The following is a 20,915-nucleotide window of genomic DNA, read 5'->3' as shown; positions in this document are numbered from 1 at the left end:
CGATGACCACGGAAGGGCTGCTGCTGCCCCCGGACTCCGGCGACACCGGCGTCGTCGGAGAGGGGCTGCTCGTGCTGCCGGGCGAGGGCCGGGTCGTCGAGACGCCCGCCCAGCGCGTGACGTTCAAGGTGACCGGCGCGCACTCGCGGGTCTCCTCCAGCTTCGAGGTGGAGGTGCCGCCCGGCTTCGACGTGGGCGCCCATGTGCACACCCGCAGCGAGGAGTTGTTCTACGTGTTGGAGGGCGAGTTGGACGTGCTCGCCTTCGAACCGCGGATCCGGACGCCCGATCGCTGGCAGCGGTGGGAGTCGCGCACCGGCCGACAGGTGGTGCGGGCGACGCCGGGCACGGTGATCGTCGTGCCGCCGGGCTGCCCGCACGCGTTCGCCAACCCCACCGGGGCCCCCGCGAAGATGTTCTTCCAGTCGTCGCCGCCCCCGGATCACGAGCGGTACTTCGAGGAGCTGCTGGAGATACTGAACAGCGGCGGTCCGCCGGACCACGCGGCGATCGAGGCGCTGCGCATGCGCTACGACATCGAGCAGCTCACGCCGCTCAGACACCGCTGACGTCCCGCCGCGCCCCGCCCGTCGCGCACGGGCGGGGCGCACGTCTTCGACGGCGAGGACAGGTTTCGGTGAACCTTTCCGGTCACACACTGCACGCACTGCACGCACTGCTGCGCACTAGCGGATCGGCAGGCCCGAGAGGGTGCGGGCGATGACCAGGCGCTGGATCTCGCTGGTGCCCTCGAAAATGGTGTAGATCGCCGCGTCGCGGTGCATCCGCTCCACCGGGTACTCGCGGGTGTAGCCGTTGCCGCCGAGGATCTGGATCGCCTGGGCGGTGACCTTCTTGGCGGTCTCGCTGGCGAACAGCTTCGACATCGAGCCCTCGGCGGCGGTGAACGGCTTGCCGTTGACCGCCATCCAGGAGGCCCGCCACACCAGCAGGCGGGCTGCGTCGATCTGGGTGCGCATGTCGGCGAGCTGGAAGGCGACGCCCTGGTTGTCGATGATCGGGCGGCCGAACTGCTCCCGCGTCCGGGCGTAGTCGAGGGCGACCTCGTAGGCGGCGCGGGCGGTGCCGACCGCCATGGCGCCGACGGCGGGACGGCTCGCCTCGAACGTGGCCATCGCCGCGTTCTTCACCCGCTCGCCGCCCGTCCTGGCCTTCTCCCGGGCGCGGGCCAGCCGCTCGTCGAGCTTCTCCTTGCCGCCGAGCAGGCAGGCGCCGGGGACGCGCACGCCGTCCAGGATCACTTCGGCGGTGTGCGAGGCGCGGATCCCGTGCTTCTTGAATTTCTGGCCCTGGGACAGGCCGGGCGTGCCCGGCGGGACGATGAAGGAGGCGTGGCCCTTGGAGCCCAGCTCCGGGTCGACGCAGGCGACGACCACGTGCACGTTGGCGATGCCGCCGTTGGTGGCCCAGGTCTTGACGCCGTCGATCACCCACTCGTCCTTGGCCTTGTCGTACACGGCGCGCGTGCGCATCGCGGCCACGTCGGAGCCCGCGTCGGGCTCGGAGGAGCAGAAGGCGGCGACCTTGACGTCGTCGGCGTCGCCGTACATCTGCGGGATCCAGAGGCCGATCTGCTCCTCGGTGCCGTTGGCGAGGACGCCGACCGCGGCCAGGCCGGTGCCGACGATGGACAGGGCGATGCCCGCGTCGCCCCAGAACAGCTCCTCCATGGCGGTGGGGATGCCGAGGCCGGTGGGGTCGAAGTACTGCTGGGCGTAGAAGTCCAGGGAGTAGACGCCCACCTTGGCGGCTTCCTGGATGACCGGCCAGGGGGTCTCCTCGCGCTCGTCCCATTCGGCGGCGGCGGGACGGATGACGTCGGCGGCGAAGCCGTGCAGCCAGTCCCGGACCTCCTTCTGCTCGTCGTTGAGCTCCATGGTGAACTCGGCCATGTCCCCTCCAGCGGCGCCCGTGCATGTTACTTGCGGTAACCATATTTTGTTACTGACGAGTAGACGAAGTCAAATCCGGCGGCTCCCCCGCCCCTGCTCCCCGGCGTGCCCGCCCCGTCCCCCGGGCGCCGATCCCCGAGCCCGCACCGCCCCCCACCGGCCGGTTCGAGGCCCGCAAGGCGGTCAGTGTTAGTTTGCGCAAGCGTCACCGAATCAGCACGGGTGGGGAGAGCTCATGGACACCACGCCGCGGACCGAGCAGCAGCGGTCCGCCGACCGCCGACGGCGCGAGCTGCTGGAGGCCGCCGACCGGGTGGTGCTGCGCGACGGCCCGCAAGCCTCGATGAACGCCATCGCCGCCGAGGCCGGCATCACCAAACCGATCCTCTACCGCCACTTCGGCGACAAGGGCGGCCTGTACGCCGCGCTCGCCCAGCGGCACACCGACGCCCTGCTCGACTCCCTGCGCGCCGCCCTCGACGCGCCCGCGGAACGGCGCGAACGGGTCGAGTCGACGCTGGACGCCTATCTCGCGGCCATCGAGGCGCGCCCCCAGGTCTACCGCTTCCTCATGCATCCCGCCGAGGGCGGCCAGGGCGCCGAGGGCGGCTTCGACGTCGGCAAGCACTCCGCCCCGCTGCTGCGCCGCATGGGCGAGGACCTGGCCCAGGTCATCGGGGAGCGTCTGGACCTCGGTCCGGACGGCCAGCGACTGGCCCGCGTGTGGGGCCACGGCATCGTCGGCATGATGCACGCGGCCGGCGACTGGTGGCTGGGCGAACGGCCTTGCTCCCGCCCGGAGTTGGTGCGCTGCCTGGCCGATCTCCTCTGGGGGCGCCTGGCCGCGGCCGGCGACAAGAGGGGCGGCCCCGGGTTCTAGAGCCTTCGGAGGCCGGGTGTCAGGCGCCGGGCTCCAGGCCCCGGGCTCCCGGTTCAGGCCGGTCCGTCCGGCGGCCGATGCTCCAGGGCGCCTTCGCCGCCTGTCCGAGGACCCGGCGCCTGCGCCAGCCCGTGAGGCGGTCCGGGTAGAGCCGGCCCTCCAGGTGGTCGCACTCGTGCTGGAGGCACCGGGCGAAGAAGCCCGACCCCCGGACGGTCACCGGCTCGCCGGTCACGGTGACGCCCTCGACGACCGCGTGGTCGTGCCGTTCGACGCCCGCTTCGAGTCCGGGCAGGGACAGGCACCCCTCCGGACCGCGGACCGAGACTCCGCCGGCCTCCACCAGGCGCGGGTTCACCAGGTGCCCCAGGTGCCGCACCTCCTCGTCGTCCGGGCAGTCGTAGACGAACACCCGCAGCGGCGACCCCACCTGGTTCGCCGCCAGTCCGACGCCCTGGGCGGCGTACATCGTGGCGAACAAGTCCTCCACGAGCCGGGCCAGTTCGGGACCGAAGTCGGTGACCTCGCGGCAGGGCGCGTCGAGCGCCGGGTCGCCGAGCAGGGTGAGGGGCCGGACGTGCCCGCGGGCGCCCGGGATCGAGCCGTGTCGCATGGCGGCAAGGGTACGGTCCTGGTGCCCGCGTGAACGGCGCGCGGGCGCGATGACGGCGCCGGAATTCGGGAGCACGATCGGATCTCGATAGGCTGAGGTCCGCACCACGTTGCCGGACGGCTCAGGCGCGGCGCGTACGCAAGGAGGATCGAGAACTGATGGCAGGCAACTCGGACCCGCTCACGCCGCGGGCCAAGCTGGCCGTGACCGCGGGCAAGGCGGTCGCGGCGGCATCGCGCGCGGCGGGGCGCGGCAGCGGTTCGGTGATCGGCGGCCGGGTGGCGCTCAGGCTCGACCCCGACCTGCTGGCCCGGCTCGCCCAGCACCTGGACGTGATCCTCGTCTCGGCGACCAACGGCAAGACCACCACCACCCGGCTCATCGCCGAGGCCCTGCGGGCCGCCGGCCCGGTCGTCTCCAACGCCCTCGGGGCCAACATGCCGGCCGGCATCACCTCGGCGCTCGCGGGCGGCTCGGAGTCGAAGTTCGGTGTGATCGAGGTCGACGAGAAGTACCTCGCGGGCGTGGCCCGGGACACCGACCCCAAGTGCATCGCGCTGCTCAACCTCTCCCGCGACCAGCTCGACCGCGCCGCCGAGACCCGGATGCTCGCGGAGCACTGGCGCGAGGGCCTGGCCGGCTCCAAGGCCGTGGTCGTCGCCAACTGCGACGATCCGCTGGTGGTGTGGGCCGCGTCCTCCTCCCCCAACGTGATCTGGGTCGCCGCCGGCCAGATGTGGAAGGACGACGCCTGGTCCTGCCCGTCCTGCGGCGGCGTGATGCGGCGGCCCGGCGACGACTGGCACTGCGGCGAGTGCGGCTTCCGCCGGCCGACGCCGAGCTGGGCCCTGTCCGGGGACCACGTGCTGGACCCGCACGGCTCGGCGTGGCCCATCCACCTGCAACTGCCCGGCCGCGCCAACAAGGCCAACGCCGCCTCCTCCGCGGCCGTCGCCGCCGTCTTCGGGGTGCCGCCGCAGGTCGCCCTGGAGCGGATGCACAAGGTGCAGGCGGTCGCCGGGCGCTACGACGTGGTGCGGTTCCTGGAGCGCGACCTGCGGCTGCTGCTGGCGAAGAACCCGGCCGGCTGGCTGGAGACGTTCTCGCTGATCGACCCGCCGCCCACCCCGGTCATCCTGTCGGTGAACGCGCGCGGCGCGGACGGCACCGACACCTCCTGGCTGTGGGACGTCGACTACACCCGCCTGACCGGCCACCCGCTGTTCGTGATCGGCGACCGGAAGCTGGACCTCGCGGTGCGCCTGGAGGTCGCGAACCAGCAGTTCCAGGTCTGCGAGAACCTCGACCAGGCCGTGCGGCTGGCGCCGCCGGGCCGGATCGAGGTCATCGCCAACTACACCGCGTTCCAGGACCTGCGCCGCCGCGTCGGCAACTGACCCACAGGCCCCTGAAAGGCCGCCGAAGAAGAGGGACTTCATGAGCGACAACCAACTGCGGCTGGTGTGGATCTACCCGGACCTGCTGAGCACCTACGGCGACCAGGGCAACGCGCTCGTCATGGAGCGCCGGGCGCGGCAGCGCGGTCTGGACGTGGCCCGCCTCGACGTGCGCAGCGACCAGCCGATCCCGACCTCCGGCGACATCTACCTGATCGGCGGCGGCGAGGACCGGCCGCAGCGGCTGGCGGCGGAACGGCTGGGCCGCGACGGGCACCTGCACCAGGCCGTGCAGAACGGCGCGATCGTGTTCTCGGTCTGCGCCGGCTACCAGATCCTCGGCCACGAGTTCGTCAACGACCTCGGCCAGCGCCAGCCGGGGCTGGGACTGCTCGACGTGGTGTCGGTGCGCGGCGAGAACGAGCGGTGCGTGGGCGACGTGCTGGGCGACATCGACCCGCGCCTCGGCCTGCCGCCGCTGACCGGCTTCGAGAACCACCAGGGCGTCACCCACCTGGGCCCCACCGCCCGTCCGCTCGCCCAGGTGCGGTTCGGCCGGGGCAACGGCACGGGCGACGGCACCGAGGGCGCGTACAACGACACCGTGTTCGGCACGTACATGCACGGGCCGGTGCTGGCCCGCAATCCGCAGATCGCCGACCTGCTGCTGAAGCTGGCGCTCGACGTGAACGCGCTGCCGCCGATCGACGACCGCTGGTACGAGGCGCTGCGCGAGGAGCGCATCGCGGCCGCGACCCAGCCGGCCTGACCGTCCGGGCGCCGCAGACCGCGCCTGCCTGCTGCGGGCGACCCCTGGTCAGGATGCGGCGGCGAGCCCGTCTGACGGGTCGCCCGCACGGGTGAGCGGGTGCGTCCAGCAGGCGGACGCGGGGTGCGGTCGGGCCCCTCGGTGCCGCTAGGGTTGGCAGGGATCGATCCGGACAGCGCCGTCCGGTCCCGCGCCTACGTCGAGAAGGTTGTCCGGGCTATGCGCATTGGTGTCCTCACGTCCGGCGGCGACTGTCCTGGCCTGAACGCCGTCATCCGGTCCGTCGTGCACCGTGCCGTCGCCGACCACGGCGACGAGGTCCTCGGTTTCCGGGACGGCTGGAAGGGCCTCCTGGAGTGCGACTACCTCAAGCTCGACCTCGACGCCGTAGGCGGCATCCTGGCGCTCGGCGGCACCATACTCGGCTCCTCCCGGGTCCGCCCCGAGCACCTGCGGGACGGCGTGGAGCGGGCCCGCGGCCACGTCCAGGAACTCGGGCTGGACGCGATCATCCCGATCGGCGGCGAGGGCACGCTCAAGGCGGCCCGGCTGCTGTCGGACGGCGGGCTGCCGATCGTCGGCGTGCCCAAGACCATCGACAACGACATCGCCGTCACGGACGTCACCTTCGGCTTCGACACCGCCGTGACCGTCGCCACCGAGGCCCTGGACCGGCTGAAGACCACCGCCGAGTCCCATCAGCGGGTGCTGATCGTGGAGGTCATGGGCCGTCACACCGGCTGGATCGCGCTCCAGTCCGGCATGGCGGCCGGCGCGCACGCCGTGGTCGTCCCCGAGCGCCCGTTCGACATAGAGGCGCTGGCACGGAAGGTCGGCGAGCGGTTCGCGGCGGGCAAGCGGTTCGCGATCGTCGTGGCGGCGGAGGGCGCCAAGCCGCTGCCGGGCACCATGGACTTCGACGAGGGCGGCAAGGACGTCTACGGTCACGAGCGGTTCGCCGGGATCGCCCGGCAGCTCTCCGTGGAGCTGGAGCGCCGCCTGGGCAAGGAGGCGCGGCCGGTCATCCTCGGGCACGTCCAGCGGGGCGGCACGCCGACCGCGTACGACCGGGTGCTGGCCACCCGGTTCGGCTGGCACGCCGTGGAGGCGGTGCACCGCGGGGAGTTCGGCCGGATGACCGCGCTGCGCGGCACGGAGATCGTGATGGTTCCGCTGGCCGAGGCGGTCGCGACCCTCAAGACGGTGCCCGCCGACCGGTACGCCGAGGCGGACTGCGTGGTCTAGGAATGCGTGGTCCGGGGGCGCGTGGTCTAGGAGCACGTGGCCTGGGGGCCCTCTCCCCCAGGGCCCTGTGCCGCTGTGCTGAGCCGCCCCCGGTCGCCGTCGCGATCGGGGGCGGTTCTAGTCTGGGTCCGGACAGACGGCGGCGGACACGCCCAGCTCTGGTCAGACAGCGCGCAACCCCCACGAATCAGGAGCCGGCGGATGGATCACAGCGGGCATGGCATGACCATGGACCTGCCGCCGTTCACGCTGGGCCGCGGCCTCACCTGGTCCGCCGACCCGTTCTTCCTCGTCGCCTGCCTGCTCGGCCTCGGCCTGTACGGCTGGGGCGTGCTGCGGCTGCGGCGCCGCGGTGACTCCTGGCCGGTCGGCCGTACGATCGCGTACGCCGTCGGCGTGCTGACCGTGGCGCTGGTGACGTGCACCGGGCTGAACGACTACGGCATGGTCATGTTCAGCGTGCACATGGTGCAGCACATGGTCATCAGCATGCTCTCGCCGATCCTGATCCTGCTCGGCGCGCCCATCACCCTGGCCCTGCGCGCCCTCCCGGTGGCCGGACGGGGCCGCAAAGGGCCGCGCGAGCTGCTGCTGGCCCTGCTGCACAGCCGCTTCACGCGCGTCGTGTCGCACCCCGCGTTCACCATCCCGCTGTTCATCGCGAGCCTCTACGCGCTGTACTTCACGCCGATCTTCGACTTCCTGATGGGGTCGCGGACGGGGCACACCGCGATGATGGTGCACTTCCTCGCGGTGGGCGTGGCGTTCTTCTGGCCGATCATGGGCGTCGACCCGGGTCCGCACCGGCCGGGCCACCTGCTGCGGATGCTGGAGCTGTTCGCCGGCATGCCGTTCCACGCGTTCTTCGGCATCGCCCTGATGATGGGCTCCACCCCCTTGGTCGGGACCTTCGCCCACCCGGCCGGCTCGCTCGGCATCGACGCGCTGTCCGACCAGACGGCGGCCGGCGGCATCGCCTGGGCGTTCAGCGAGGTCCCCTCGGTCCTGGTGCTGCTCGCCCTGCTGTACCAGTGGTACCGCTCCGAGCAGCGGCAGGCCCGGCGCACGGACCGGGCCGCGGACCGGGACGGCGACAAGGAGCTGGAGGCGTACAACGCCTATCTGGCCTCGCTCCAGGCCCGCGGGAACTAGCCGCCCCGGCCGCGCCGCCTCCCGGGGCTTCCTCCCGGGCCGCCCTCCGGGGCCCCCTCCCGCGCCGCCCTCCGTACACCCGCCTCCCGGGCCGCCCCCCGCACACCCGCCTCTCACAGCCTCCCGGCCGCCCCCGCGCACCCGGCGCCCCGGCCTCTCACCCTGCACCGGCGCCGCGGCCGGTTTCCGCGACGGCGGTGCCCGGCCCGGGGATCCGGGGCACCATGAGGGGAGGCGATCCGAGGAGGCTGCGGCGATGCCCGGTGCGACGGACGGTTCCACCAAGGCGATGGGGGTGCTCACGACGGGCGCCCTCGTCGTCGTGTCGGCCTACTCGGTGGCCCTCGGGGGCGACGGCTGGCTGTGGTTCGGCTGGGTGGTGCTGGGCCTGATCACCCTGGGCATGGCGGTGATCCGCGGCGCCTGAGCCTCACCGCCCGGCGAGCGGGTCGCGCCGCCCCGTGGAGTGCACGCCCGGCTGGTACTTCGGCAGCCGGACGGTGATCTTCATTCCGGCGCCCGGGGCGGTCTCGACGACCAGGCCGTGGTCGTCGCCGTAGACCTGGCGCAGCCGGTCGTCGACGTTGGACAGTCCGATGCCGCCGGACGGGCTGTCCTCGCCCGCGAGGATGCGGCGGAGCAGGTCGGGGTCCATGCCCGCGCCGTCGTCCTCGATGACCACCAGCGCCTCGGCCCCCGCGTCCTGCGCGGTGAGCCGGATGCGGCAGGCCCCGGCCTTGCCCTCCAGGCCGTGCTTGACGGCGTTCTCCACGAGCGGCTGGAGGCACAGGAAGGGCAGCGCGACCGGAAGCGCCTCCGGGGCGATCTGGAGGGTGACGGTCAGGCGGCTGCCGAAACGGGCGCGCACCAGCGACAGGTAGTGCTCGACGGCGTGCAGCTCGTCGGCCAGGGTGGTGAAGTCGCCGTGCCGGCGGAACGAGTAGCGGGTGTAGTCGGCGAACTCCAGCAGCAGCTCGCGGGCCCGCTCGGGGTCGGTGCGGACGAACGAGGCGATCACCGCCAACGAGTTGTAGACGAAGTGCGGGGAGATCTGGGCGCGCAGGGCCTTGATCTCGGCCTCGATGAGCCGGGTGCGGGAGCGGTCCAGCTCGGCCAGCTCCAACTGCACGGAGACGAACCGGGCGACCTCGGCGGCGGCCCGGACCAGGACGGCGGACTCCCGGGGCGCGCAGGCCACCAGCGCGCCGTGCACGCGGTCGTCCACGGTGAGCGGGGCGACGACCGCCCAGCGCGCCGGGCAGTCAGGGGTGCGGCAGTCCAGCCGGAACGCCTCGCCGCGCCCGGTCTCCAGGGGGCCGGCCAGGCGGTCCATGATCTCGGCGCGGTGGTGGGCGCCCGCCCCGTCCCAGGCCAGCACCCTGCGGTCGTCGGTGAGGCAGAGCGCGCCGGTGCCCAGCAGGGAGCGCAGCCGCCGGGCCGAGCGGCGGGCGGTGTCCTCGGTCAGGCCGGACCGCAGCGGGGGCGCGGCCAGGGAGGCGGTGTGCAGGGTGCGGAAGGTGGCGTGCTCCACCGGGGTGCCGAGGTCGCCGGGGCGCCGCGGGCGGGCGGTGCGCCGGCCGAGCCAGAAACCGGCGGCCAGCAGCGGCAGGGCCGCCCCGCACAGCCCGGCGAGGAAGCCGCTCACGCCCGCACCTCCGCGCGCAGTCGTTCGGGCAGGTGAAGGCGGGCGAGGACGGCCGCCGTGCCGGGCGGGACGCGGCCCGGGGTGGCCAGCGAGACCAGCGCCATGATGAGGAAGCCGAGCGGCGCCGACCACAGGGCGGGCCAGGCGAGCAGCGTGCGCAGCGGTTCGGGGGCGCGCACCCCGGCCATCGTGACGGCGGCCGCGACGAGCGCGCCGCCCCCTCCGGCGAGCATCCCGGCGGCGGCGCCCGGCGGGGTGAGCCCGCGCCACCAGATGCCGAGCACGAGCAGCGGGCAGAAGGACGAGGCGGACACGGCGAAGGCGAGCCCGACCGCGTCGGCCACGGGCAGCGAGCCGGTCAGCGCGCTCACGGCGAGCGGCACGGCCATGGCGAGCAGGACGCCGTAGCGGAAACGCCGCACGCCCCGGGCGGGCAGCGCACCGCGGGAGGGCAGCACGTCCTGGGTGATCACCCCGGCCACCGCCATGGTCAGCCCGGAGGCGGTGGACAGGAACGCGGCGAAGGCGCCGCCCGCGATCAGGGCGCCCAGCAGATCGCCGCCGGGGCCGCCGATCAGCCGGCCGGGCAGCAGCAGGACGGCGGCGTCGGCGTTCCCGGTGAGCGTCAGCTCCGGTGTGTAGAGGCGGGCGAGCGCGCCGTACAGGGGCGGCAGCAGGTAGAAGGCGCCGACCATGCCGAGCACGGCCACAGTGGTGCGGCGGGCGGCGGCGCCGTCCGGGCTGGTGTAGAAGCGGACGACGACGTGCGGCAGGCCCATGGCCCCGAGGAAGGTGGCGAGGATGAGGCCGTACGTGGCGTACAGCGGGCGGTCCGCGCGGCCTGCGGCGAGCGGGCCGGACACCGCGCCGGCGTCGGCGGGCTCGGGGACGGCGGCGCCCGGGGCGAAGGTGAGGCGGGCGCCGCCCTGGACGCGGTGGACGCCGGCGGCCAGCGTGACGGGGCGGTCGCCGTGGTGGCTCCGGCCGTCGACGGTGCCGTCGACGGCAGCGGTGAGCGGTGCGGCCAGCCGCAGGTCGACGGTGGCGCCGACGGTGACGGTGTGCCGCGTGCGGAAGGCGGCCGGTTCGTCGAAGGCGTGCCGGGGCGCGCCGTCGCCCTGCCAGGCGAGGACCAGGAACAGGGCGGGGACGAGCAGCGCGGTCAGCTTCAGCCAGTACTGGAACGCCTGGACGAAGGTGATGCTGCGCATGCCGCCCGCGGCCACCGTGGCCGCCACGACGACGGCGACGATCAGCCCGCCGAGGTCGTCCGGCGCGCCGGTGAGCACCGTCAGGGTCAGTCCCGCGCCCTGGAGCTGGGGCAGCAGGTACAGCCAGCCGACCCCGACGACGAAGGCGCTCGCCAGCCGCCGCACGCCCGGGGAGGCGAGCCGGGCCTCGGCGAAGTCGGGCAGGGTGTAGGCGCCGGAGCGGCGCAGCGGGGCGGCGACGAAGAGCAGCAGGACCAGGTGGCCGGCCGCGTAGCCGACCGGGTACCAGAGCATGCCGGGCCCCTGGACCAGGACCAGTCCGGCGATGCCCAGGAAGGAGGCGGCGGACAGGTACTCGCCGCTGACGGCGGCGGCGTTCAGGCGCGGGCCGACGGTGCGCGAGGCGACGTAGAAGTCGGAGGTGGTGCGCGAGACGCGCAGACCGAACGCGCCGATCAGGACGGTGGCCGCCACGACCAGGGCGACGGCGGGGACGGTGTAGGCGGAGTTCACGGGCGGGGCGTCCTCAGCGGTCCTCGACGAGCCGGACGAAGTCGCGTTCGTTGCGTTCGGCGCGGCGCACGTACCAGCGGGCCAGCAGCAGGAGCGGGGCGTAGAGGCCGAAGCCGAGGACCGCCCACTGGAGGCGGCGGGCGCCGGGGACCGCGGCGAAGACCAGGGGCAGCGGGGCGACGAGCAGCGCCAGCACCGCGAGGGCGGCGAGCGCGGCGCGCAGTTGACTGCGCATCAGGGAGCGGACGTAGGTGTGGCCCAGGGTGGTCTGCTCGGCTATCTCGGTGCGCGGACGGGAGTGCGCCGGGGCCCGGCGGGTCCGGCGCGGCGGCCCGGTGACGACGACGCGGCGTTCGCCGGCGTCCTGCGGCATGGCGTCTCCTCCTAGTGCCGCGGCCGGCGCAGCAGCAGTTCCCTCAGCTCGCGCGCGTGGCGGCGGCTGACCTGGAGTTCCTCGCCGCCCACCCGCAGGCTCACCGCGCCCGCGTCCAGCCGGAGTTCGTCGATGTGCCGCAGCGCGACCAGATGGCGGCGGTGGACGCGGACGAAGCCGCGCGGACGCCAGCGCTCCTCCAGGGCGGACAGCGGTATGCGGACCAGGTGGCTGCCGGTGCGGGTGTGCAGGCGGGCGTAGTCGCCGCGGGCCTCGACGTGGGTGATGTCGTCGACGGGGACGAAGCGGGTCACCCCGCCTAGTTCCACCGGCAGGCAGTCGGGGTCGGGCTCGCTGACGCTGATCCGGGCGGTGGTGCGGCGCAGGTGGGCCGCGCGCCGGACCGCCTCGGCCAGCCGTTCGGCGCGCACGGGTTTGAGCACGTAGTCGACGGCCCCCAGGTCGAACGCCTGGACGGCGAAGTCCTCGTGGGCGGTGACGAAGACGATCAGCGGCGGCTCGGCGAATCCGGACAGCAGCCGGGCGAGGTCGAGGCCGTCGAGGCCGGGCATGTGGACGTCGAGGAAGACCGCGTCGATCGCGTCGGGGCCGCCGGGCCCGGACTCCAGGGCGCGGTTGATGCGGCGCAGCGCCTCGGTGGCGTCCCCGGCGCCCTGCGCGTCGGCGATCCGCGGGTCCGCGCTCAGCAGGTAGAGCAGCTCCTCCAGCGAGGGGCGTTCGTCGTCGACGGCGAGGGCGCGCAGCATGACCCCGGAGTCTCGCGCAGCGCGTACCGGGAGTCCAGGGGGCGTGAGGCGTGCGGGGCGTCGCGGGCCGGTGAACCTCTCCGGTCACCGCGCCGGCTGTCGGGGGCGGCCGGGCCCGCTGGATACAGTGCCCCCATGAACAGCAGGCCGGCGCCGTTCGACGAGCTCGACCGGAAGATCCTCACCGCCTTGATGGCGAACGCCCGGAGCAGTTTCGCCGAGATCGGCGCGGGGATCGGGCTGTCCGCGACGGCCGTGAAGCGCCGGGTGGACCGGCTGCGCGAGACCGGGGTGATCACCGGGTTCACGGCCACGGTGCGGCCCTCGGCGCTGGGCTGGCGGACGGAGGCGTACGTCGAAGTCTACTGCGAGGGCGCGGCGCCGCCCCGGCGGCTGGCCGAGGTGGTGCGCAACCATCCGGAGATCACGGCGGCGATGACGGTGACCGGCAACGCGGACGCGCTGCTGCATGTGCGGGCGCGGGACGTGGAGCACTTCGAGGAGGTGCTGGAGCGGATCCGCACGGAGCCTTTCATCCGCAAGACGATCAGCGTGATGGTGCTGTCCCATATGCTGCCGGAAAGCCCGGAGGCGGGCGCCAGCCAACCAGCCCCCGACGGCGCAGCAGACCTGCGCTGAACGGCGCCTATACGCAGCATCGCTGCTCAGACACGCAGCTATCGTTGCTTGTCGAGCGTACGGCTCGCTTCCTACCGTGGTGTCAGCCCTCACGACGCTCCCAGGAAGCGGAGGAACCCCTCTGTGCCCGAGTCCCGTGTGCCGCGCCGACGGCGCTTCCTCGTCTGCGAACCCAGACACTTCGCCGTGCAGTACGCGATCAACCCCTGGATGCATCCGGAACGTCCCGTGGACGTGCCGCGCGCCCAGGCCCAGTGGAAGGCGCTCGTCGACGCCTACCGCGCCCACGGTCACACCGTGGAGACCGTGGAGCCGCTGCCGGCCCTGCCCGACATGGTCTTCGCCGCGAACTCCGCGGTCGTGGTCGGCGGCCGGGTCTTCGGCTCCCTGTTCCTCGCGCCCGAGCGGCGCCCCGAGTCCCTCCCCTACGACACCTGGTTCAAGTCGGCCGGCTTCGACGTCTACCGGCCGGAGTCGGTGTGCGAGGGCGAGGGCGACTTCGTCCCGGCCGGGCGCTGGCTGCTGGCGGGCGCCGGCTTCCGCACCACTCGCGAGGCCCACCGCGAGGCGCAGGAGTACCTGGGCGTCCCGGTGATCGGCCTGACCCTGGTGGACCCGTACTTCTACCACCTGGACACGGCGCTGTTCGTCCTCGACGACGGGGCGGACGGCGGGGACGGGAACATCGCCTACTACCCCCAGGCGTTCTCGCCCGGCAGCCGCGAGGTGCTCGCCCGGCTCTACCCGGACGCGGTGATCGCCACCCGCGAGGACGCGATGGCCTTCGGCCTCAACTCCGTCAGCGACGGCCGCCACGTCTTCGTCTCGCCCGGCGCCGAGGCCCTCACCGCCCAGCTCGCCGACCTCGGCTACCTGCCCGTGCCCGTCGACCTGTCGGAGTTCCACAAGGCCGGCGGCGGCATCAAGTGCTGCACCCAGGAGATCCGCTGATGACCGCATCCGCGTCCGCCCGCACCTCCGACGAGCTGATCCAGGCCGAGGCGCCGGTCCTGGCGCACAACTACCATCCGCTTCCGGTGGTCGTCTCCCGTGCCGAGGGCGCGTGGGTGGAGGACGTCGAGGGCCGCCGCTACCTGGACATGCTGGCCGGTTACTCGGCCCTGAACTTCGGCCACCGCCACCCCGCCCTGATCGAGGCGGCCCACCGCCAGCTCGACCGGCTCACGCTCACCTCGCGGGCCTTCCACCACGACCGGCTCGCCGGGTTCGCCGAGCGGCTGGCCGCGCTGACCGGGCAGGACATGGTGCTGCCGATGAACACCGGCGCGGAGGCGGTGGAGAGCGGCATCAAGGTGGCCCGCAAGTGGGCGTACGAGGTCAAGGGCGTGCCGGCCGACCAGGCGACGATCGTGGTCGCCGCCGACAACTTCCACGGCCGGACGACGACCATCGTCGGCTTCTCCACCGACGAGACGGCACGCGCCGGCTTCGGGCCGTTCACTCCGGGCTTCCGGGTCGTCCCCTACGACGATCTGACGGCCCTGGAGGCGGCGGTCGACGAGACGACGGCGGCCGTGCTGATCGAGCCGATCCAGGGCGAGGCCGGAGTGGTCGTCCCCGGCGACGGCTACCTCCGGGGCGTCCGCGAGCTGACCCGCCGGGCCGGGTGCCTCTTCGTCGCGGACGAGATCCAGTCGGGTCTGGGCCGCACCGGGCGCACCCTCGCCGTGGACCACGAGGACGTGACGCCGGACGTGGTGCTGCTGGGCAAGGCGCTGGGCGGCGGCATCGTGCCGGTGTCGGCGGTGGTCGGCAGCCGTGACGTGCTCGGGGTGCTGCGGCCGGGCGAGCACGGTTCGACCTTCGGCGGCAATCCGCTGGCCGCGGCGGTCGGCGCCGCGGTGGTGGAGCTGCTGGAGACGGGCGAGTTCCAGCGCCGGGCCGCCGCACTGGGCGGCGTCCTGCGCGAGGGGCTGACCGCGCTGGCCGGCCGGGGCGTGGTGGGATTCCGCGCGCGCGGCCTGTGGGCGGGCGTCGACGTGGACCCGGCCATCGGCACCGGCCGGGAGATCAGCGAGCGGCTGATGGGCGAGGGCGTCCTGGTCAAGGACACCCACGGCTCCACGATCCGGCTGGCCCCGCCGCTGACCATCACCGAGACCGAACTGCGCTCTGCGCTGGCCGCTTTGGAGAAGGTGCTGGCGGGCTGAGCGGGTGAGGGTGCTGTGGGGGCACCGGGGCGCGGGAGCGTGTTCCCGGCGCCCCGGCGCCCCCTGCATGCCGACCGCCCCGGCACCGGCCCTACGCGTGTAGGCACACGTGGGCGTCGCGGCGCGGCGAGGGCGCCGGGGGCGAGAGCCCGCGGCGGGGCGCCGGGGTGAGAGCGTGTTCCCGGTGCCTCCCGCGTGTCGCGGGACCTGCCCTACGCGCGTCGGCTTATACGGTGCGGCGGGGGGCCCGGGGCGCGAGAGCGCGCTCCCCGTGCCTCCCGCGTGCCGACCGCCCTGGGCGTCAGGCGGTTCGTGGGTCGCGCTTGTGCGCGGCGGGCGTCAGGCGTCCGTCGCGCCTCGTTCACTCGTTGGGCCGGGCCGCGCTGATGTCCCCGAGCGCGGACTCGGGATCGCCCTCGATGGCCAGGTCTCCGATGGAGACGATGCCCACGAGATGGCCGTGGTCGACGACGGGGACGCGGCGCACGGAGTGCTCCCGCATCAGCCGCACCGCTTGGACGACGTCGTCGTCGGGACCGACGGTGAACAGGTCGCCGCTGCACGCGGAGGCCGCGGTGCGCTCTCCCTGGTCGCCGCCCTCGGCGAGCGAGCGCACCACCAGGTCGCGGTCGCTGACCAGGCCGCGCACCTCGTCGCCCTCGGTCACCAGGACGATGCCAATGTCCTCGTCGCGCATCTTCTGCGCCACCGCCGTGACCGATGCCTGGGGTTCCACCGTCACCAGCCGACTGGTCATGATGTCGCGTATGTGCTGAGCCATGACGCCTTCCTTCGTCGGGTCCCGCGGTGCAGTTCACCGCCCTGTGCCGCCCGGGTACCCGGGCGGACGGCGGCGCCACACCCGCTAGTTGGTCCCGGATGTCGCGGGTACCCGGGCGGCGACGCACTCTCTGAGGAGATGACTTCCATGCTGCTACTCGGCCTGCTCCTCCTCGCGGCCACGGGCGCCTTCACCGGACTGGCCATCGCGGGCAACCTGTCCGGCGGCCCCGACTACACGGTGTCGATCCTCGGCAACGACCTCGTCACCATGAACACCCTCGCGATCTTCAGCACCGGTCTGGCCCTCGCCCTCCTCTTCTGTCTGGGCCTGTCCCTCCTGACCGGCGGCGCGACGCATCACCGGCACACGCACCGCGTCGCACGGCACTACGGCGCCCGCGGATCCCGGCCGACCAGCCCGCCGGGCGGAGCGGCGGGACCGGACGACCGCCGCTACACGTGACCCGGCGCCGCTGAGCACCACTGACCACCGCGGCACCGGGCGCCTCGGTACGCGAACCGACCCGCCGCCTCGGCGCGCGGACCGGTCCCCCGCCCCTGCCGGGGCCTACCGCTCGCCGAGCAGCCGCTTCATCTCAGCGATCTCCGACGACTGCCCGGCGGCGACCGACTTCGCCAGCGCGGCCGCCGGGCCGTAAGCGCCTTCGTCCCGCTCGGTGCGCGCCATGGCGACGGCGCCCTCGTGGTGGCCGATCATCATGCGCAGGAACGCCCGGTCGAAGGCGTCGCCGGAGAGCTTGCGCAGCCCCGCCATGTCGGCGTCCGGCATCATGCCGGGCGCCGGCGAGCCGGAGCGGCCCGAGCTGGAGCCGTCCGAGCTGGAGTCGTCCGAGCTGGAGGGCATGCCCGGCATGCCCGGCGCCTCGGCGTCCGGCGCCTGCGCGCCCCAGGCCCGTAGCCAGCCGGACATCTCGGCGATCTCCGGGGCCTGGGCCTTCCTGATCCTCTCGGCGAGTTCCCGCACCTGCCGGGACCCGGCGCGCTGCGGCACCAGGGCGGCCATGGCGAGGGCCTGACGGTGGTGAGGGATCATCTGCCGCGCGAACGCCACGTCCTGCGCGTTGTGCCCGGACGGCGCGGCGCCGTCGGCCGTCCGGCTCGCCTGCCAGGCGGACCCGGAAGGCCCTGGGCGCCCCGGCGCGGCGCCGCCTCCTCCGCAGGCGCTCAGCACGACGGCGGCGGTCACGGCGGCGACCGTCACCGCCGTACGACGGAGACGGGCACGGCTCTGGGCGGAACGAGGAGTCGACCTGGTCGGCGTAGTGGGCGTAGTCGGCATAGTCGTCATGAGGGAGCACTCCTTGACTCGCCCGCATGCGGAAGCGCACGGGTTCGTAGGTTCTCGGGTCCGCTACGGACGGAACCCGCGCGCCGAACGGCCCCCATGGGCGTTCGGTGCGCGGGTTCGGTGGTGATGACAGTGGTTCTGGTCTGGCGCCGATGAATGCTCGCGCCCTGGCGCGTGCAGGCGCCGAAGTCGGGAGCCGAGCACTGACCAGGCGTGAGGGCCGACGACGCCGTCGACCTCCCGGCCTTCGCTGGTCTGGAGGCGATCACCGCGCTCCGCGCCGCCGGACCGAATGTACCGTCCACGGTGACGGGATCGGCGGGGCGCGCGGGGGCGGGCGCAGGACCGTCGCACGAGTCGGGTCGCCGACGGCCTTCGAGACGGCCACCGGCCGAGCCGGGTTCCACAGGACCGGGTTCCCGGAGTGCAGGCGGGTACGGCCCTGCTCGTGCCGCACCAGCAGGGACGCCCGCGACACTGGTGTCAGAGGCCAGGTGACCGATCCGCTGACCGCCTCTCGCGCGGCGAACGCCGCCGACACGCGGCACCGCGGCACCGCGACGCGTACCCCCGCGCGGAGCGCGTCGTCGGCGTCCGCCGGTGACCGGCTCGGTCGGGAAGCGCGAACGAGCGGACGAGGCGGGTGGGCGGAGCGAGGCGGGTGGGCAGGACGAGGCGAGCGGCGAGGCGGGGCCCGGCGCGGCTAGCCGGCGAGGTGCGCCTGGATGGCCGCGCCCGTCGCGTCGCGCTCGCGCTTGATCTTCTCCAGGTCGGCGCGGTGCCGGGCGATGTCCCGGACCTGGTACGCGGACTCCACGGCAAACCACACCTGGACCAGGCCGGTCCGCTGCTTGCAGGCGACGTCTGTCACCGCCTGGGCGATCTCGGCGCGCTCGGGTCGCGCGTCGTTGAGTGCGCGCAGGCCGGCCGGAGCCTTGAGCGGATTGGTCGGCAGGTGATAGCCGTGACCGCGCATACAGGAGTTCCAGGCGGCGAAGACACGCGTCACCCGCGGATCGGCGGCGGAGGCGGCGAAACTGTCCGACTTGATCGTGGCGACTATCTGGCCGGGCGCCGTTCCCGGCCCCTGCGGGCTCGCCACGTCGGGGAACAGGTCCTCGCTCTCCGCGGAGCAGCCGCCCGCGGGAAGGGCCTTCCCGCGGAAGCGGGTGACCGCCTCTCGGGTGCGCGGGTCGGTACCACCGAAGACGGTGCTCTGGGCGTCGGTCAACGGGGCCGAGGCACGCGGTGACGCCGACGAGGGCGCGGGACGCGCGAGGTGGTAGCCCCACACCGCCGCGGCCGAGGGCGTGGCGATGCCGTACCGGCGGTTCGTCACGGCGAACTCCTGCCCGGCGTCCGCGCCCGAGGGGGGCGGCCCCTCGTGGGGGTAGCCGAGCCCGAACCGGGCCATGCACGCACGCAGCGCCCGGTCCTGTTCCCAGCCGATCCGCGCGCTTTGCAGCGGCGTCAGCATGTAGGCCTCGATGGGCAGGTGAAGCGCCGAGGCCGGGATGTCCCTCGGGACGGCGGCCTCGATCGGGGGCGGCGCGGCGGCGCCGCTCGTGCTGTTCGTGCACCCGGCGAGGACGCTGATGCTGGTCGCCAGCAGCGCGGCGGTTGCGATGCCTGCGCGGGATGACGCGGCAGCCATGAGTTCTCCGGTAGGGGGTCGTATCGGTGTTTCAGGGCTCACACGTGTTCTTCGGAGCGCGACGGGGGTGACCGACGCGCGGACACGGCGGGCCGGGAGCGCGCGGCGCCCCCGGCCCGGACGAACCGTCGTGTGCCGGTGTCCGACTGTCCGCGCTCAGGGGGTGGAGCAGCCGCTGCGTTTGTCGTCCACGGCGACGGACTGGTTGTGGTTGCGCAGGGCGGGCCCGAGGTTTCCGCCCTTGTGCGGGCTCAGCCAGTCGGAATCGCCGTAGTAGTAGGTGTCGCTCCAGATGGCGACGTTGCAGCCGGTGTTGTTGTCCGCCGAGGCCGCGTCGTTGTAGACCCTGTCACCGACGCCGGCTCCTGACCCGCCGAAGACGAAGCCGTTCAGGTCTTTTTGCTCGGAGTACTTGGTCCCGAACCGCCCCCCTGTGCCGCCGGGCGAGTAGAACAGGCAGATCTTGAAATAGGTCGGGCAGGAGCTGGAGCTGACCGTCCATGCCGAGATGTTCGCGCTGTCCGCGTGCGCAGAAGCCGCGAAGCCCCCCACGGCGAGCGCGGCGCCCGCGGTGAGCACCGCGGACCGGCTCAGCAGTTTCTTCCCGAACCCGGGAGTAATGTTCATGTGCATGCCACTCCGTTCCATGGGACGCGGCGCGTAGGTGCGCCGCGTTCCGGCTAGAGAGTCCAGAGGGCGATGACCGGGTGCGCTCCACGACGGCTTCTGGGCGTCCTGTGCCAGGACGTGCGCCGGGATTCCCGGGGTCTCGACCCTTGCGACAACAGTGCCGACCGTTCCCGCCGCCGTCTTTGCCCGCTGGCGAAACGCCTTTGACGTACCGCGAACCGAAGCGCGCGCAGCGCCCGGCGGGGGCGGGCGCCGGACGTCACGGGCCCGTCGCAGGGACCGACAGGGCCGCTCAGCGGACGTCACCCGCCGCGTCCCTGCGGCGGCACCGGCGGCGCAGCAGGCGCCGGACGATCAGCGCGACCACGAGGACGCCGAGCGCGGCGAGCACGAACACCTCGTACTGCTTGACGGCGGCGTAGACGGAGCCGATGTGCGTGCCCGCGGCGTAGGCGAGGGTCACCCACAGGCCCACCCACAGCGCCGCGCCGAGCGCGTTGAAGGCGAGGAAGCGCAGCCAGTGCATCCCCGTGGCGCCGGAGACGATCCCGTTGGCCTGCCGCAGTCCCTCCACGAAGCGGGCCACCGTGACGATCTTGCCGCCGTGCCGGGCGAAGAACCGTTCGGCCTTCTCGAACCGCTCCGGCGTCAGGAACACGTACCGGCCCCAGCGGTGGACGAAGGGGCGGCCGCCGAAGTGGCCGATCAGGAAGCCGATGTTGTCGCCGAGGACGGCGGCGAAGAATCCGATCACGCCGACGGCCACGACGTTCAACTGGCCGGCGCCCGCGTACACCCCGGCGGCGATCAGAATCGTCTCGCCCGGTGCGGGGATCCCGAAGTCCTCCACGAGGACCACGCCCCCGACGGCCCAGTAGCCGTAGTGGGCGAGCAGCGGCGCCAGGTGCTCGAGCGGACCCGGCAGAGGAGGGGCCATGCGCCCCACCGTACGCGGCCGGACGCCCGGGATCCGGCAGGCGCGGACCCGCCCGGCGCCCGGCGCGGACGCGGCCTCCCCCGCCGCTCGCGTCCCGCCGCGGAAATCAACGCTTCCCTTGCCCCGAGGTCAGCTCACCTGGAGTGCCGGCGGGCGGGGATCCCCTGACGGCTCCCTCCGGCCGCTTCTCCCCCGATGGAAACTGCCCGCGTCCGGGCGGTTGCGGGCCGGCTCGGCGCAAGGTCAGCATGAGCACGGCCGAACAGGGTTACAGATGACACCAGGGATGCCCGTGATCAGGCCGGCCTCGCCTC

General features: G+C 73.6%; 22 protein-coding genes. 11 read left to right on the top strand and 11 right to left on the bottom strand.

All coding sequences use genetic code 11. The features are described from left to right. Positions 1-2 precede the first annotated feature (2 nt). Positions 3-569 (top strand): cupin domain-containing protein, encoded by a 567-nt coding sequence (locus ABZ861_RS11305; RefSeq protein WP_361627367.1) that lies wholly within the window; start codon positions 3-5, stop codon positions 567-569. 117 nt (positions 570-686) lie between these two features. On the opposite strand, the gene ABZ861_RS11300 is transcribed toward ABZ861_RS11305, so the two are convergent. Beyond that, positions 687-1,913 carry an acyl-CoA dehydrogenase family protein gene (locus ABZ861_RS11300; protein WP_361627364.1) on the bottom strand — a complete coding sequence of 409 codons (1,227 nt, stop codon included), beginning with the start codon at positions 1,911-1,913 and terminating at the stop codon, positions 687-689. 235 nt (positions 1,914-2,148) lie between these two features. Here ABZ861_RS11300 and ABZ861_RS11295 point away from each other — a divergent pair, with 235 nt between their 5' ends. Next, the gene (locus ABZ861_RS11295; protein ID WP_361627361.1) at positions 2,149-2,793 is read left to right on the top strand and encodes a TetR family transcriptional regulator; all 645 of its coding nucleotides are present in this window, start codon (positions 2,149-2,151) and stop codon (positions 2,791-2,793) included. 19 nt (positions 2,794-2,812) lie between these two features. On the opposite strand, the gene def is transcribed toward ABZ861_RS11295, so the two are convergent. Continuing rightward, entirely contained in the window at positions 2,813-3,406 is a 594-nt protein-coding gene (gene def, locus ABZ861_RS11290) for a peptide deformylase (protein ID WP_361627358.1), read from the bottom strand. Between the two features lie 158 nt (positions 3,407-3,564). Between def and ABZ861_RS11285 the strand changes: the two genes are divergently transcribed. The 5 genes from ABZ861_RS11285 (at position 3,565) to ABZ861_RS11265 (ending at position 8,396) form a co-directional block, all read left to right on the top strand. Next, the gene (locus ABZ861_RS11285; protein ID WP_361627355.1) at positions 3,565-4,803 is read left to right on the top strand and encodes a MurT ligase domain-containing protein; all 1,239 of its coding nucleotides are present in this window, start codon (positions 3,565-3,567) and stop codon (positions 4,801-4,803) included. Between the two features lie 40 nt (positions 4,804-4,843). Continuing rightward, positions 4,844-5,572: a glutamine amidotransferase gene (locus ABZ861_RS11280; protein ID WP_361627352.1), complete on the top strand. Its 729-nt coding sequence runs from the start codon at positions 4,844-4,846 to the stop codon at positions 5,570-5,572. Between the two features lie 219 nt (positions 5,573-5,791). Further along, positions 5,792-6,817, top strand: a complete 1,026-nt coding sequence (locus ABZ861_RS11275; RefSeq protein ID WP_361627349.1) for a 6-phosphofructokinase — start codon at positions 5,792-5,794, stop codon at positions 6,815-6,817. Positions 6,818-7,018: 201 nt separating this feature from the next. Continuing rightward, entirely contained in the window at positions 7,019-7,969 is a 951-nt protein-coding gene (locus ABZ861_RS11270) for a cytochrome c oxidase assembly protein (protein ID WP_361627346.1), read from the top strand. A gap of 256 nt (positions 7,970-8,225) precedes the next feature. Beyond that, positions 8,226-8,396, top strand: a complete 171-nt coding sequence (locus tag ABZ861_RS11265) for a hypothetical protein (protein WP_361627343.1) — start codon at positions 8,226-8,228, stop codon at positions 8,394-8,396. 3 nt (positions 8,397-8,399) lie between these two features. Here ABZ861_RS11265 and ABZ861_RS11260 read toward each other — a convergent pair whose 3' ends face one another. The 4 genes from ABZ861_RS11260 to ABZ861_RS11245 are packed head-to-tail and all read right to left on the bottom strand — an operon-like array spanning position 8,400 to position 12,478. Then, positions 8,400-9,614, bottom strand: a complete 1,215-nt coding sequence (locus ABZ861_RS11260) for a histidine kinase (protein ID WP_361627340.1) — start codon at positions 9,612-9,614, stop codon at positions 8,400-8,402. Beyond that, positions 9,611-11,338: a cation acetate symporter gene (locus ABZ861_RS11255; protein ID WP_361627337.1), complete on the bottom strand. Its 1,728-nt coding sequence runs from the start codon at positions 11,336-11,338 to the stop codon at positions 9,611-9,613. Before ABZ861_RS11255 ends, ABZ861_RS11260 begins: the two co-directional genes overlap by 4 nt. Before the next feature lie 13 nt (positions 11,339-11,351). Further along, positions 11,352-11,711: a hypothetical protein gene (locus tag ABZ861_RS11250; RefSeq protein ID WP_361627334.1), complete on the bottom strand. Its 360-nt coding sequence runs from the start codon at positions 11,709-11,711 to the stop codon at positions 11,352-11,354. An 11-nt stretch (positions 11,712-11,722) separates the two neighbouring features. After that, a complete protein-coding gene (locus ABZ861_RS11245; RefSeq protein WP_361627331.1) occupies positions 11,723-12,478 on the bottom strand; it encodes a LytTR family DNA-binding domain-containing protein in 756 nt (251 codons plus the stop codon). A gap of 135 nt (positions 12,479-12,613) precedes the next feature. Between ABZ861_RS11245 and ABZ861_RS11240 the strand changes: the two genes are divergently transcribed. The 3 genes from ABZ861_RS11240 to rocD all read left to right on the top strand — a co-directional run bounded on the left by ABZ861_RS11240 (position 12,614) and on the right by rocD (position 15,288). Continuing rightward, entirely contained in the window at positions 12,614-13,117 is a 504-nt protein-coding gene (locus ABZ861_RS11240; protein ID WP_361627328.1) for an Lrp/AsnC family transcriptional regulator, read from the top strand. A gap of 123 nt (positions 13,118-13,240) precedes the next feature. Continuing rightward, positions 13,241-14,068 (top strand): dimethylargininase, encoded by an 828-nt coding sequence (gene ddaH, locus ABZ861_RS11235; RefSeq protein ID WP_361627325.1) that lies wholly within the window; start codon positions 13,241-13,243, stop codon positions 14,066-14,068. Then, positions 14,068-15,288, top strand: a complete 1,221-nt coding sequence (gene rocD, locus ABZ861_RS11230; protein WP_361627323.1) for an ornithine--oxo-acid transaminase — start codon at positions 14,068-14,070, stop codon at positions 15,286-15,288. The genes ddaH and rocD overlap by 1 nt, the downstream gene beginning before the upstream one ends. A 361-nt stretch (positions 15,289-15,649) precedes the next feature. Here the strand turns inward: rocD and ABZ861_RS11225 are convergent, their stop codons facing one another. After that, positions 15,650-16,069 carry a CBS domain-containing protein gene (locus ABZ861_RS11225; RefSeq protein WP_361627320.1) on the bottom strand — a complete coding sequence of 140 codons (420 nt, stop codon included), beginning with the start codon at positions 16,067-16,069 and terminating at the stop codon, positions 15,650-15,652. 147 nt (positions 16,070-16,216) lie between these two features. On the opposite strand from ABZ861_RS11225, the gene ABZ861_RS11220 reads away from it, so the two are divergent. After that, positions 16,217-16,534: a hypothetical protein gene (locus ABZ861_RS11220; RefSeq protein ID WP_361627318.1), complete on the top strand. Its 318-nt coding sequence runs from the start codon at positions 16,217-16,219 to the stop codon at positions 16,532-16,534. A 105-nt stretch (positions 16,535-16,639) separates the two neighbouring features. Here the strand turns inward: ABZ861_RS11220 and ABZ861_RS11215 are convergent, their stop codons facing one another. The 4 genes from ABZ861_RS11215 to ABZ861_RS11200 form a co-directional block, all read right to left on the bottom strand. Next, the gene (locus tag ABZ861_RS11215) at positions 16,640-17,278 is read right to left on the bottom strand and encodes a DUF305 domain-containing protein (RefSeq protein ID WP_361627315.1); all 639 of its coding nucleotides are present in this window, start codon (positions 17,276-17,278) and stop codon (positions 16,640-16,642) included. An 805-nt stretch (positions 17,279-18,083) separates the two neighbouring features. Next, on the bottom strand, positions 18,084-19,034 hold the full coding sequence (locus ABZ861_RS11210; protein WP_361627312.1) for a hypothetical protein: 951 nt from the start codon (positions 19,032-19,034) through the stop codon (positions 18,084-18,086). Between the two features lie 156 nt (positions 19,035-19,190). Beyond that, positions 19,191-19,661 (bottom strand): peptidase inhibitor family I36 protein, encoded by a 471-nt coding sequence (locus ABZ861_RS11205; protein WP_361627309.1) that lies wholly within the window; start codon positions 19,659-19,661, stop codon positions 19,191-19,193. A 295-nt stretch (positions 19,662-19,956) separates the two neighbouring features. Then, positions 19,957-20,601, bottom strand: coding sequence for a DedA family protein (locus ABZ861_RS11200; protein ID WP_361627306.1), 645 nt, complete (start codon positions 20,599-20,601; stop codon positions 19,957-19,959). Between the last annotated feature and the right edge of the window lie 314 nt (positions 20,602-20,915).

The organism is Streptomyces sp. NPDC046985, from assembly GCF_040644415.1.
Lineage (GTDB): Bacteria > Actinomycetota > Actinomycetes > Streptomycetales > Streptomycetaceae > Streptomyces.
The sequence above is the reverse complement of the archived record's forward strand: the minus strand, read 5'-3'. Positions and strand labels throughout refer to the sequence as shown.

Coding starts and splice junctions, on each gene's coding strand:
- ABZ861_RS11210 (WP_361627312.1), bottom strand. CDS start 19,034: ATGGCTGCCGCGTCATCCCGCGCAGGCATCGCAACCGCCGCGCTGCTG.
- ABZ861_RS11265 (WP_361627343.1), top strand. CDS start 8,226: ATGCCCGGTGCGACGGACGGTTCCACCAAGGCGATGGGGGTGCTCACG.
- ABZ861_RS11280 (WP_361627352.1), top strand. CDS start 4,844: ATGAGCGACAACCAACTGCGGCTGGTGTGGATCTACCCGGACCTGCTG.
- def (WP_361627358.1), bottom strand. CDS start 3,406: ATGCGACACGGCTCGATCCCGGGCGCCCGCGGGCACGTCCGGCCCCTC.
- ABZ861_RS11295 (WP_361627361.1), top strand. CDS start 2,149: ATGGACACCACGCCGCGGACCGAGCAGCAGCGGTCCGCCGACCGCCGA.
- ABZ861_RS11240 (WP_361627328.1), top strand. CDS start 12,614: ATGAACAGCAGGCCGGCGCCGTTCGACGAGCTCGACCGGAAGATCCTC.
- ABZ861_RS11285 (WP_361627355.1), top strand. CDS start 3,565: ATGGCAGGCAACTCGGACCCGCTCACGCCGCGGGCCAAGCTGGCCGTG.
- ABZ861_RS11225 (WP_361627320.1), bottom strand. CDS start 16,069: ATGGCTCAGCACATACGCGACATCATGACCAGTCGGCTGGTGACGGTG.
- ABZ861_RS11300 (WP_361627364.1), bottom strand. CDS start 1,913: ATGGCCGAGTTCACCATGGAGCTCAACGACGAGCAGAAGGAGGTCCGG.
- ABZ861_RS11245 (WP_361627331.1), bottom strand. CDS start 12,478: ATGCTGCGCGCCCTCGCCGTCGACGACGAACGCCCCTCGCTGGAGGAG.
- ABZ861_RS11200 (WP_361627306.1), bottom strand. CDS start 20,601: ATGGCCCCTCCTCTGCCGGGTCCGCTCGAGCACCTGGCGCCGCTGCTC.
- ABZ861_RS11250 (WP_361627334.1), bottom strand. CDS start 11,711: ATGCCGCAGGACGCCGGCGAACGCCGCGTCGTCGTCACCGGGCCGCCG.
- rocD (WP_361627323.1), top strand. CDS start 14,068: ATGACCGCATCCGCGTCCGCCCGCACCTCCGACGAGCTGATCCAGGCC.
- ABZ861_RS11305 (WP_361627367.1), top strand. CDS start 3: ATGACCACGGAAGGGCTGCTGCTGCCCCCGGACTCCGGCGACACCGGC.
- ABZ861_RS11275 (WP_361627349.1), top strand. CDS start 5,792: ATGCGCATTGGTGTCCTCACGTCCGGCGGCGACTGTCCTGGCCTGAAC.
- ABZ861_RS11270 (WP_361627346.1), top strand. CDS start 7,019: ATGGATCACAGCGGGCATGGCATGACCATGGACCTGCCGCCGTTCACG.
- ABZ861_RS11220 (WP_361627318.1), top strand. CDS start 16,217: ATGCTGCTACTCGGCCTGCTCCTCCTCGCGGCCACGGGCGCCTTCACC.
- ABZ861_RS11205 (WP_361627309.1), bottom strand. CDS start 19,661: ATGAACATTACTCCCGGGTTCGGGAAGAAACTGCTGAGCCGGTCCGCG.